10 protein-coding genes are annotated in these 12,625 nt (G+C 44.5%); 4 read left to right on the forward strand and 6 right to left on the reverse strand.

The window, feature by feature from the left end; genetic code table 11:
* Nucleotides 1–256: 256 nt before the first annotated feature.
* The 3 genes from V7K62_RS06115 to V7K62_RS06125 all read right to left on the reverse strand — a co-directional run bounded on the left by V7K62_RS06115 (nt 257) and on the right by V7K62_RS06125 (nt 4,988).
* On the reverse strand, nt 257–568 hold the full coding sequence (locus V7K62_RS06115) for a hypothetical protein (protein ID WP_334862699.1): 312 nt from the start codon (nt 566–568) through the stop codon (nt 257–259).
* A gap of 136 nt (nt 569–704) precedes the next feature.
* Nucleotides 705–4,661 carry a tetratricopeptide repeat protein gene (locus tag V7K62_RS06120; protein WP_334862701.1) on the reverse strand — a complete coding sequence of 1,319 codons (3,957 nt, stop codon included), beginning with the start codon at nt 4,659–4,661 and terminating at the stop codon, nt 705–707.
* Nucleotides 4,662–4,988, reverse strand: coding sequence for a hypothetical protein (locus tag V7K62_RS06125; protein WP_334862703.1), 327 nt, complete (start codon nt 4,986–4,988; stop codon nt 4,662–4,664). It abuts the gene before it with no gap.
* Between the two features lie 179 nt (nt 4,989–5,167).
* On the opposite strand from V7K62_RS06125, the gene V7K62_RS06130 reads away from it, so the two are divergent.
* Nucleotides 5,168–5,752: an Npun_F5749 family FMN-dependent PPOX-type flavoprotein gene (locus V7K62_RS06130; protein ID WP_334862705.1), complete on the forward strand. Its 585-nt coding sequence runs from the start codon at nt 5,168–5,170 to the stop codon at nt 5,750–5,752.
* A gap of 45 nt (nt 5,753–5,797) precedes the next feature.
* Here V7K62_RS06130 and cysE read toward each other — a convergent pair whose 3' ends face one another.
* The 3 genes from cysE to V7K62_RS06145 form a co-directional block, all read right to left on the reverse strand.
* A complete protein-coding gene (gene cysE, locus V7K62_RS06135) occupies nt 5,798–6,562 on the reverse strand; it encodes a serine O-acetyltransferase (RefSeq protein WP_334862707.1) in 765 nt (254 codons plus the stop codon).
* A 146-nt stretch (nt 6,563–6,708) separates the two neighbouring features.
* The gene (locus V7K62_RS06140; protein WP_334862710.1) at nt 6,709–7,200 is read right to left on the reverse strand and encodes a hypothetical protein; all 492 of its coding nucleotides are present in this window, start codon (nt 7,198–7,200) and stop codon (nt 6,709–6,711) included.
* Nucleotides 7,201–7,518: 318 nt separating this feature from the next.
* Nucleotides 7,519–9,180, reverse strand: coding sequence for a DUF3352 domain-containing protein (locus V7K62_RS06145; protein WP_334862712.1), 1,662 nt, complete (start codon nt 9,178–9,180; stop codon nt 7,519–7,521).
* 159 nt (nt 9,181–9,339) lie between these two features.
* On the opposite strand from V7K62_RS06145, the gene V7K62_RS06150 reads away from it, so the two are divergent.
* The 3 genes from V7K62_RS06150 to V7K62_RS06160 all read left to right on the forward strand — a co-directional run bounded on the left by V7K62_RS06150 (nt 9,340) and on the right by V7K62_RS06160 (nt 12,110).
* Nucleotides 9,340–9,672 carry a rhodanese-like domain-containing protein gene (locus V7K62_RS06150; protein ID WP_334862715.1) on the forward strand — a complete coding sequence of 111 codons (333 nt, stop codon included), beginning with the start codon at nt 9,340–9,342 and terminating at the stop codon, nt 9,670–9,672.
* A 466-nt stretch (nt 9,673–10,138) separates the two neighbouring features.
* Nucleotides 10,139–11,311, forward strand: a complete 1,173-nt coding sequence (locus V7K62_RS06155) for an HrcA family transcriptional regulator (protein WP_334862717.1) — start codon at nt 10,139–10,141, stop codon at nt 11,309–11,311.
* A gap of 121 nt (nt 11,312–11,432) precedes the next feature.
* Nucleotides 11,433–12,110: a DUF2834 domain-containing protein gene (locus V7K62_RS06160; protein ID WP_334862719.1), complete on the forward strand. Its 678-nt coding sequence runs from the start codon at nt 11,433–11,435 to the stop codon at nt 12,108–12,110.
* Nucleotides 12,111–12,625 lie beyond the last annotated feature (515 nt).

Consider the following 12,625-nt stretch of genomic DNA (forward strand, 5'->3'; position numbering starts at 1 on the left):
AAACCCCCAAGACCGCGCTGGCTCCCCTTAAAAAAGGGGGGCAACCTCTCTCAAAGTCCCCCTTCTTTAAGGGGAGCCACTGCGCCCTTGCGGTTTCCCGACTTGAAGCACGTGGCGTGGATTTAGGGGGATCTCAAAGTATTTGCTACCAAGAAGAGGACTTGTTCATTCATCCTCTTAGACTGCAAAAACAAATGAGTCCAAACATTTAAATATTTTTATCGTTAGACATTGCTCGGTGTAGATCCTGATTCTCTCACCTGAATTGCTGTAAAGGTTCATCAACGATGCTCCGAGGTTCATCAACGATGCTCCGAGGTTCATCAACGATGCTCTGAGGTTCATCAACGATGCTCTGAGGTTCATCAACGATGCTCTGAGGTTCATCAACGATGCTCTGAGGTTCATCAACGATGCTCCGAGGTTCATCAACGATGCTCCGAGGTTCATCAACGAAGCTCTGAGGTTCATTAATGGAGTTCAAAGACTCATTCACGAAGCTCCGAGGTTCATCAACGAAGCTCTGAGGTTCACGAACGAAGCTCAAAGGTTCATTAATGGAGTTCAAAGACTCATTCGCGAGTATCAAAGACTCGTCCACGAGTATCAAAGACTCATTACAGCAATTTTCATTTATTTAAAAAACACTCTCGCGTTCTTCTTTGCGCCTTTGCGTGAGACAAAAATCTTTCAGTAAGTACGAATTACGAATTACGCATTACCCTATCAAGACTTGCACTCACACTTTCAGCATCCGGTGAGTTTAATCGCTGCAAAATCTCTAAAGCTGGTTGCAAATAGGATATCGCTTTAGTGTATTCACCCTGCTGTTCCGCCAAATCTCCTAACAACCACAGAGTCATTGCTTTACCTCGGACATTACCAATGCGTTCATTTATTTCCAAAGACTGATTGTAGAGTGCGATCGCTTGCTCCACTTCTCCTTTGTCGGCGTATATACCTGCGAGTTGGTGCAACGTCGCAGCTTTGGTTTTGACATCACCAATGCGTTCAGTTATTTCCAAAGACTGATTGTAGAGTGCGATCGCTTGATCTACTTCCCCTTTGTTGGCGTAGATATATCCCAGATTGTACAACATCGTCGCTTTGCCTTGGACATCTCCAATGCGTTCATATATTTCCAAAGACTGATGGTAGAGTGCGATCGCTTGATCTACTTCCCCTTTGTTGGCGTATATATCTGCCAGTTCGTGCAACGTCACCGCTTTGGTTTGGACATTTCCAATGCGTTCTGTTATTTCCAAAGACTGATTGTAGAGTGTGATCGCGTGTTCAACTTCCCCTTTATTGGTGTAGATACGTCCCAGTTCGTGCAACGTCGCCGCTTTGCCTTTGACATTACTAATGCGTTCAAATATTTTCAAAGACTGGTTGAATAGTGCGATCGCTTCATCAACTCCCCCTTTGTTGGCGTAAATCATTCCCAGAGAGTGCAATGTAGCCGCTTTGCCTTGGACATTACCAATGCCTTCTTCTATTTTCAAAGACTGATTGTAGAGTGCGATCGCTTCATCAACTTCCCCTTTGTCGGCGTAGAGATTTCCCAGACAGTGCAACGTCGCTGCTTTGCCTTGGATATTACCAATGCGTTCAAATATTTGCAAAGACTGATTGTAGAGTGCGATCGCTTGCTCCACTTCCCCTTTATTGGCGTAGATACCTGCCAGTTGGTGCAACGTTGCCGCTTTGGTTTGGAAATTTCCAATGCGTTCAAATATTTGCAAAGACTGATTGTAGAGTGCAATCGCTTGATCAACTTCCCCTTTGTTGGTGTAGATACCTGCCAGCTGGTGCAACGTCGCTGCTTTGGTTTGGACATTTCCAATGCGTTCAGTTATTTCTAAAGACTGATTGTAGAGTGCGATCGCTTGATCCACTTCTGCTTTGTTGGCGTAGAGAATAGCCAGTTGGTGCAACGTCGCTGCTTTGCTTTGGACATCACCAATGCGTTCAGTTATTTCCAAAGACTGATTGTAGAGTGCGATCGCTTCATCCACTTCCCCTTTGTTGGCGTAGATACGTCCCAGGTTATGAATAATTGCTGCTTTTTCTGTTTCGTCTGTTTCCAAACAAGATTCAAGCGCTTGCTGATAATATTGCTGTGCTTGTTCAACTTCACCGAGTTCTGCCTGAGAGCGAGCTATTTCATGTAAAACGCGGTAGTCTTGAGTCAGTTCTAAGGTAGATTTGCACAGTTGTACTGCTTCCCGAAAACGGTTTTGATTTTTCCAGTTATCTGCCAGAGAAAAGGTCATCTTCGCAGCAATGTCTTCATCCTTCCCCAACAACCCCAAGCGATGAATTTCTAACTCTTGTGCTTCCGTAGCACCTTCCGCCTCTTCCCACCACAGACGATACAAAATTTGTGCAGCTTGTTTATACAACCCTTCCTCATCAATTCCTGTTCCCCTCCCTGCTTGCGGGGAGGGGTTAGGGGTGGGGTTCTCTAGCAACGGTGACAAAATCCGGGGAACCCGATACAACCTCTCTCCATTGTTGGTGAGGGTAACTTCCAACAAACCCAAAATTTCAGCGCGTTGAATATGACTTTCCCAACTTGAGATATCCTCACAAATCGGGGAAATAGCAGCTAGAACAACAGGTAACTCATACACCAACAACTTACCCAGCATTTTCCGCAAACCTGGAGTTTGCTGCTTCAGCAATTCCTCAGCCAAGATATTCTCACGAAATTCCTTTTCCTTCTCCTCCATCTTTTGCAAAATCATCTCAACTCCCCTCTTATCCCCCTCCTCGCTTGCGGGGAGGGGTGCCGTAGGCGGGGTGGGGTTCTGGGAATTTTGCAAAATCTTATCTAACCATTCCAACAGCCGAGGATTTCCATCTGCTGCTTTTTTGGCGAGTTTCTGCAATTCTGCATCAATCACCAAACTGCCATTAAACGAATTGAGACGATTAAACTTTTTAATTAAATCTGCCCCACCCAAAGCCCCCAGAGGTTCGCGGTAGAGACGATGATTCAGTTCCGACAATTGGAAGTTGTAGCGACAGGTAATAATTACCTTGTGGGGAAGTTTAGAATTTTGAATCGCCTTCAGCAACGCCAGCAGAACATCTACAACTTGTGGTTGCAAGACATAAACCCCATTTCGTAATTCCAAATTGGCCTCAAAGTCATCCAGCACAAAAGCAAAGCGCTGTTCTTGGGTATTCAGTCCTTCTTGGAAAAAGTTCGTGAGGCGCTGCATCAACGGTAACTTGCCATTGAGAATTTCATGCCCCCGTTCTGAAGTACATTGTTCAGCAAGGGTTTTGAGCAGTTTGTCCTCATCCAGTTGCCGAAAATTCACCAGCCTGTCATAGCCAACCATCCTTTCCAGAAGTCGCGCCGTCACAGTACTCTTACCCACACCCCCCAGTCCGTGAATTAGTACCCCTAATGAAGTGCGAATAGCTTTGAGACAACGTTGCAAAGTCCGCCGTCTGCCAACAAACTCAGAGGGTTTCGCCACCCGCACCTGTTGGGTATCGGGATCTAAAAACTGTTCATAAGCAGGTTCCGGCGCTGAGGGTGGCAAATCTCCCAACACTTCCACGAACGCACCGGGACATTCTCCCTGGACATATAACCGCAACAAATGCCAGTCCCGCACTTTCTGTTTAAACAACTGCTGGTAAGTGCTAGCGAGTGCTTCAGCTAATTGATATCCGGCTGCCAATTTCCCATAGAGGTGTGCGGCGGCGGCTGTAGCTGTCCGATCTTCCACAGGCCGCCCCCAACTTAAAACCGCCCTCGCCCCTTGTGCAATTAGTGCCTCAGCCATAGAAGGGACAGCCCCTTTATCTGGTGCTTGTCCAGTCCGACACCCAGACAAAAACACCAATTTGGGAAATCTAAACCGAAAGACTTCCGCAAGTTCTGCCGCCGTGGTTTCGTAACGTTCCCCAATTTCCGTCTCAGTAACAAAATAAGGCGTATTCGCCTCCAAATCTTCCCCCCTCCTCGCTTGCGGGGAGGGGTTGGGGGTGGGGTTCTTTCCCGCTTCACCAGGAGTAATTGAGGCGTGTCCTGTGAGGTGAAACACATCAAAGTCATCAAAATAGCGACTCCACACCTTACCCAACTCGCTAACGCAACCGCTTTCTTCCACCCGCAAATCGACAGCAAAATCTCGCGTATCAGCTAGAATTCTCGCCTCTTCCTGTTCAAAATCTAACTTTGGTTCCACGTCTTCCGGGTCGGTTGCCATAAACAATACTCGCAATTGTCGTGCTTCCACAGCAAACCCTTCTGTTTCTTTCTCAATCCAGCGCAGAGGTAACACCACCGGATTAACCCGCTTGACTAAAAAATCCTTACCATCATGCAACACTTCCCAAGGTAGATGTGCCAATTTTTGATCGGTATCAATGGCAATTACCAACACTTTAGTGGGACAGTTAGCAATTCCCCGACTCAACCACCGTCCATCCCCATCCAACCAAAAAAATAACTGCTGCCCGATTCCTGGTAAATTGGGCAGCAGTTTATAGTAATCTCGTTCGCGTTGGTTGAGTAAATCATCGATTTCTGCCAGTGTCAGGCGACGTGATTCATAGTGATTATTTTGAGGTAGCCAATACCTGAGTTCAACACTTTCCTGCGTACTTTCCCGAAGTTGAATGCGGATAGTTTGCACTTATTTGCTGATAGATTTGAGGATTTCCGTGATTTCCTCTATAGTAGCTTCTTCAAGTAAAATCCTGTTTCCAGTAACAGGGTCAAGAATTATCACATCAAATTGCTTCCCTGGATGAGATTTATGCCATTCTTGATACCACTTGCGGATTTGTTCAGCTAAAGCCACAGCACCCCCGACAATGCCGACAATAGTAGCGATCGCCGCTAGAGTTCCCTCTCTTTGCGTCGGAACTTCGTAGCTTCCCGATATTCCAGGAATTTCTAGCAAAGCCTCGGCTGCTGCTGGTGCGCTTTCACCCTCAATACCGACTTGAATTCCTGCCATAAAATCACCTACGAATTTATCCAAGATTCTGTATATTATGCGTTGTATTGGGGATAAGGTTCACACAGAGAGGATTGCAAAATTATTTACTTACTGTTGTACCAATTGTCTAAAATAAGGCAACAGACGCAAACCTGGAAATCCAGATTTAATCTGACTTTCACGAATTACGAATTAATATGTCTCTTGCTCCTTGGCGAGGTGCGATCGCTCATGCACTCCAGCGCAACCGCAGCCTTGTTTATGCCCGTTACCTGCAACTAGCAACGCTACAGACAAACGGCCGCCCCGCCAATCGTACCCTAGTCTTTCGCGGTTTCCTGGAAGATACAAACCAGCTAAAATTTATCACCGATAACCGTAGCGCCAAAGCCGATCAGATACAGCAACAACCTTGGGCAGAAGTTTGCTGGTACTTCCCCAATACACGAGAACAATTCCGTATCACTGGCTGTTTAACCCTGGTAAGCGGTGATGATTTTCACCAGGGTTTACAGCCAGCGCGGATCGCGATGTGGCAAGAATTAAGTGATGCGGCGCGTTTACAGTTTGCTTGGCCCTATCCTGGTAAACCCAGAATCCAAGAAGCAGGAGCTTTTGAGCCACCACCACCCGATTCTGTTGAGCCAGTGCCTAATTTTTGTCTACTGCTACTCGATCCAGTTCAAGTAGACCATTTAGAATTACGCGGCGAACCACAAAATCGATCGCTTTACTGCCGTAATGAGCAGCAAGAGTGGTCTAGCGAAACGATTAATCCGTGATTTAGTCAAGAGTCAAAAGATTGACCCTTAACCCTTAACGTTTAACTAAATACCAGCACCATCTAGAAATTCCTGGATAGTCTTATCTTTGAGGTTGCACCAGCGAGTATCATGGGTTAGCTCATCCTCTTTCGCTGCTAAACAACCCACTAAAACAGGAGTTTTTTCTGAAGAATTATTGCGCCCAAGAATTTGTATTTGTTCTTCCAACGCCTCAATCCGGTCTACTAAAGCACGAATTACTTGAGCTTCTGAATCTGGTAAGTTATTGTGTTCAAGAGGTGAAACCCGAACTCCAGAACGATACATAATCCGTCCAGGCACACCTACCACAGTACAGTCTGAAGGCACATCTCTGAGAACAACAGAACCAGCACCAATACGGACATTATTGCCAATTTGGATATTGCCGAGTACCTTCGCTCCAGCTCCGACTACGACATTTTCCCCCACAGTGGGATGGCGCTTGCCACATTCTTTACCAGTACCTCCAAGGGTGACGCCTTGATAAATTAGGGCATAGTCTCCCACGATCGCAGTTTCACCAATTACTACACCCATCCCGTGGTCAATAAACACACTTTGCCCAATTACTGCACCAGGGTGGATTTCAATTCCAGTCAAAAACCGAGCCAAGTGAGAAATCAGGCGGGGAACAAAGGGAAGACCAACAGTATACAGCCAGTGAGCCAGCCTATGGAATAACAGGGCTTGCAAACCAGGGTAACAAAATAAAACTTCCAACCAGTTACGGGCAGCTGGGTCACGTTCAAATATGATACGAAAGTCAGCACGCAGTATAGATAGCACGAGATAGCACCCTCGCAAAGCACAACAAGCTACTATCCCATAGTATCCTCTCTGGTGTTACACCTAAAAATTGGGGATTGGGCATGGTTATTCTCCTTGTCCCCTTGTCTACTTCATCTCCCCCACTCCCTACTCCCTACTCCTGATCACTGCTGCTCCACTTTCAGAGTATAATCACGCTTGATTCCAGGATTAAATGTACCCACCCAAATCCGATAGGTGCCCCTTTTCCAGTCGCGATCGCTAACGCTAGCATCTTTACTTTTGCCAGTGTCATCGCCGCAACGAATCATAGTACTATCTGGCCCTTGGATAAGTAAAGTGGTGTCGTTGTTGTTGCTATCGACTTGTATTGTTAGCTGGGAAAAGTCCTTTTCCAAAACCATAATATGATCTGGATTGGGATCGGCAAAACCAATACAGGCTTTTTGATCGCGATCGCGGTTACTTATGGCAGACAATGAGTAAGAACCGCCTGTAAACCCCTGCACTGTTCCTTGTGCTGGATCAAAGTTTGTTGATAAATTGAAAGTGCCAAAGTTTGCTGTCTCTGCTATTGCAGGGGTAGCTGTGATGGCGGTAAGTATAGCCAGCAGCCAACGGCCGCGAAACTGAAGTCGAGGGCGACAGTATTTCATAGTAGCCCTCCAACAGGCTTTTAAATTAGTAATGATATATACATATTCTACTTAAAAAAATCCAGTGAAATTTCAGTTGGATGTGCCACATTCAAATGTGCCACAGTTGATATTTTGCAAAGCACGCAGCTAATTGCTAGGTTGTGTCTTGATCTAGACAGCAGCGTTAAATCGCGCCCGTTGTCTAGTGGGGCATTTTAGTAATTAAGCCATTAATTAGTAAATATTACATAAGTTCTACGTAAATATCATTGGGCAAGAAAGTACAGAAGGTAAAAAATTTTTTTACCTTCTGTACTTTGAGCTTTTATGAAAATCTCACGAATTATCGAGTTTGAAGAAGACGCCACCTTTAAGCGATCGCGTGTCAGTTGCATAACTACTAACTGTGAGCGATCGCAGGTTGTTAAAAAATGGTTTACCTAAGACTTCCACTAGTTTGAGAATCGGTACTTGACGCTCTAACAAATTCTGGCTCTTTGTCCAGTCAAGATATATATAGCCTTGATTTGGTAGGGGAATTGCCGCGATACTATCTTGGAAATTGGGATTGTCAATTATGGAATTATCCTTGGTTGTGAGAATTTCATCCATCGTCTCTAAATCAGACGTGAAAATTTCGTAATTTCCGAAAGTTGTATGCAATCCCTGCACTTTTGTTTCAATGCTGAAAGATGCTCCTTCTTTGACATCACTTTTTTTTGTAGCTGTGGTTAACTCTGTCCAAGCGGAGATTTTTTGCTGATCTATAGTCAGGGTATTGATACTGAGTCCATTGGATGATGCGATCGCATCCAAACGAGCAACGCCTTTTTCTACACTCTCGGATTTTTCCACCACAAAAATCCAATGTGGGGTTATTTGCTCTTTCTCAGGTAACAATGCAATGGCATACTCTCCTTGTACCCAGCTAAAAATATCCTCTGTTAAGTTTATACCCCAGCGTTTTTGAACATCCGCCAAAGGTTTTGCTAACCGAGAAACCACATCTTCCCCAGAACCATAAATGGTTGCTGTTGCTTGTCTCCAGAGTTTAGTTAAATCACTGTCACCCAAATTACTCAAATTTGAGCCGGAAATCGCTAAACCTGCTGATGCTGGAATATACTGCAATGCTCCCACAGGTTTAGATAGCGGTGCAGATGGAGGGACAATTTCTGATGAAGTCAGAAAGGTGGTTTCCGCCAGTAATCCTTTGGGGTTTAACGCCAAGGATATGATTTGGCTGTTATAAAGTTGTTCTGGTAACTCTAACCCTTGCCATTTTGCCACGATGGGAAGATTCAAGAACGCTAAAGCTAAACCTCCTTTGAGCCGTTCTTTGGTAGCTTTTTGGTATTCGGGAGAGCTACTCAAATTCAGATCGGGCGCTTGGACGTTATTGATAGCATCTCGCAGTACTTTCGGATCGTTGGCAAATAACACAAAGCCTTCACCAACAACAGCACCAGCAAGCGAGTCTTGTTCTGGTTGAGAATTGTCGTAAATCAGCTTTACGCCTTTGTATTGTTCAACAGCTAAGTTTGATCCAGCTAACGCTCGTTTGGAAAACAACAACTCAACAAACTCGCGGCTTTTTTCCGGTTGCTTGGTTGCTAGTGCCAATAGATACCCTGGCTGCTGTCCGTTTTCTAAGTCCCGATCAATATCTAAGGTGGTGATAGCTAATGTAATTTCGTCTCCTAACCAGGGTTGAATGTCTTGCTTGTAATCTATGCCACTCTTGGCGAATAAACTGGTTTTGAGTTTAGATAGTGCCTCTTCCTGCTCCAAAACCTGCAAACGATCGGGATTGGCTAGTAATGAAACCATTGCAGGAGAAAGTTTCGACACGAATATGGCTGCACCAGGCTGGGAAGTGGAAGCAATGAGGTTAGCCGGACTTTTAGCGAAAAACCAGTAAAAGCTGGCGATCGCAATTACTAGCAGTGCGATCGCAGAAGCTACGATAAAACCGATAAATGAACGTTGCCTATTCACATTAAACCTATTAAAAAAGACGGTTTACAGCCATTTAAGCAGAAAGCCTAGCAGAATTAATCAACCCTCTTAAGAATGGATGCTGATGTCAAGGCAGAGATTTTCTGTCACCATAAATAGTATTAGGACTGTTTACGAAAACCTCATGACAGGGAACTCATGAACCAAATTAGTGTAGAAGAACTGGCGCAACGTCTTTCTTCTAGTGATGCAAGTATTCAGCTAGTAGATGTGCGTGAACCAGAAGAATTGGCGATCGCTAGCATTGAGGGCTTCGTCAACCTACCTTTAAGTCAATTTGCCGAATGGGGAGATCAAGTACCTAACCTCTTCAATCCCCAAGCTGAAACCCTTGTACTATGCCACCACGGTATTCGCTCTGCCCAGATGTGCCAGTGGTTGATTGCTCAAGGTTTTACAAATGTGCAAAATATTTCGGGTGGTATTGATGCTTATTCCGTCTTAGTAGACCATTCAATTCCCCAGTATTAGCTTGTGTTTAGGTGCATTACTTCAGATGGAACTTACTCTTCCATCTGACTTTTGCTATGCTAAAAGCAGAAGTACATCACTTAGAGGCTTGCCAGAAAGCTTGAAATTTGGGCATCAAGTACATCTGCACAAAAACTTTCGACTGGTCTAAATTACAGTTCAACATTAGCCCATGCCAAAAAATACGTATCTAATAATACTGTTGCGATTGCAAGTTTGTGCAAAAATACGGTTAACAAGAAGCTAATGAGGGTAGATTAGAGCTAACAGCTTTTGCAAAAAAGTTGAGCTACTATTTCAACCTACTCTTAAAAAATGCTGTGTATATATGAACTTTAAAAATACTTATCATAATAAAGTTATATAATTTGCTATCTTAATCAATTATTAATATTTTTGTTTTCGATTAAATCCAGAAATTTTTTCCGAGTTTGATTAAAATTTGCCTTCAGCAAAACATACCATAATGGAAGTTCAGTTAACAAATCGACAACAGCATATACTTTGGGCAACGGTACGTCACTACATTGCTACGGCAGAGCCTGTTGGTTCAAAGGCTTTAGTCGAGGAGTACGACCTCGGTGTAAGCTCGGCGACAATTCGTAATGTCATGGGCGTTTTAGAAAAATCTGGATTGCTCTACCAACCACACGCTTCTGCTGGACGTGTACCTTCAGATTCAGGTTATCGCATTTATGTTGACCAGCTAATTACACCTTCTCTGCGTTCGCGCAGCGTGTCGCAGACAGACGCTCTTGCTAACTTGCTTCCACATCCCTTGCGCGTCCCGCAGGGAAGTGGTACCGAAACATTAGGGCGAGAAGTAGAGATGGCACTGCAAAAGCGTCTCCAGTGGGAAGATCGCAGTTTAGAAACCCTACTGCAAGGAGCCGCACAAATTTTAGCAACCTTAAGTGGTTGCATTAGCTTGATCACTATGCCGCAAACGACTACAGCGCTATTGCGACATCTGCAATTAGTGCAAATTGAAGCCGGACGGATCATGCTGATTGTGGTGACTGATGGTTATGAGACACATTCTAAATTGATGGATTTGTCGCCAATACCAGAAGAAACACAACGGGATTCCGAGGTAATCGATCGCGAGTTGCAGATTGTTTCTAACTTTTTGAATAGTCACCTGCGGGGGCGAAGTCTGTTGGAATTAGCCGATCTCAACTGGAGCGAACTAGATCAGGAGTTCCAACGCTACGGGGAATTTTTGAAAAACTCAGTTGCCGAATTGACTCGTCGCACTCTTGCGCCGACTGCAACACAAATTATGGTTCGGGGTGTGTCAGAAGTTTTGCGCCAGCCAGAATTTTCCCAGTTACAGCAAGTACAAACGATTATTCACCTGTTGGAAGAAGAACAAGACCAACTGTGGCGATTAATATTTGAGGAACCAGAACCGGAGGATGGTGGTAAACCAAAGGTAACGGTTCGGATTGGCGCAGAAAATCCATTAGAACCGATACGCACCTGTACCTTGATTTCTTCCAACTATTGCCGAGGTTCGATACCCGTAGGAAGTGTGGGAGTTTTGGGGCCAACGCGTCTAGATTATGAAAGTGCGATCGCAGTAGTCGCATCTGCTGCTGATTACCTCTCAGAAGCTATCAGTTATTTCAATCCTTAAATGGTATCAGGTGATATTTAGGGATAAGCCGCTACGGGTGTAGGCAATCAACAATATAATAGCAAGCGGATAGCCCAATTTTGAGCGGCAAAATCAATAATTAATACTACCTAAATCTTTCATGGTTAGAAAAATTGCCTTTGGCTTGCTGTGGCTGGGATTCATTGTCTATGCTTTTTTCCTCGCGCCTCCTGAGCAACCCGGTACATTCGAGTTAATTAAAAACCTTTCTATTGGGCAGTGGCAAGGCGTTAACCCGTTAGTAATAGCATTATTCAACCTCATGGGCATCTGGCCTCTTATTTACAGTGCAGTAGTCTTTATTGATGGCAGAGGACAAAAAATACCTGCTTGGCTGTTTGCTACTGCTTCTTTCGCAGTTGGTGTTTTTAGCTTATTGCCGTACTTAGCCCTACGAGAACCAAATAATCAGTTTCTCGGTAAAAAGAATACCTTGCTTAAGCTGCTAGATTCTCGTGTGACTGGTTTTGTGTTAACGATACCCACAGTTATTCTAGTTGCCTACGGTTTAAAAGGAGGAGATTGGAGCAGTTTTGTGCAAGAGTGGCAAACTAACCGCTTCATCCATGTGATGAGTTTCGATTTTTGCCTACTCTGCCTATTATTTCCCGCATTGCTGGGGGATGATATGGCGCGTCGCGGTTGGAAAAATTCGCAGTTTTTCTGGTTAATAGCCTTGATACCGCTATTCGGCCCATTGATTTATTTATCTGTGCGTCCACCTTTACAAGAAGAAGTGGGTGTAGAGTCCATATCCAAGCAGCCAGTGGTGAATTGAAGTAAGACTTACGCAAGAAACCTCTTAAACTCCTATTCCTTTGCGTCCTCTGTGGTTCGATTTTCCGTTACCTGTGCGTAAGTCCTGTGAAAAATAAAGTGCGTTTTTCACAAGAGAGACGTGAAATGGGACTGAGCTTCTCTACGAGACGCTATCGCGAACGTCACGCGGCGCGGCACTAACGCGTCTCTACAATGATTCTGGATGACGCATAATTAATTTCTGAAAATGTCTAATCCAAAATCGTACTACCCAAAATCCCCTTTTTCAGTGAATTGGGGATTTTCTGTTGTGGGTGCGTAAATCCCAAGAGAAAATTTTTTCTGAAAGTACTTTACAAAACGCAATAAATTATTTAAGATGTGTAACAGGTAGTTAAACCTACCTAATTCATCCGCAAATAACAGCACTTATAAAACAATGACAGCAACCTTACAACGTCGCGAAAGCGCCAACGTATGGGATCGATTCTGCGAATGGATCACCAGCACCAATAACCGCATCTACATCGGTTG

It is taken from the genome of Nostoc sp. (assembly GCF_036917935.1).
GTDB lineage: Bacteria > Cyanobacteriota > Cyanobacteriia > Cyanobacteriales > Nostocaceae > Nostoc.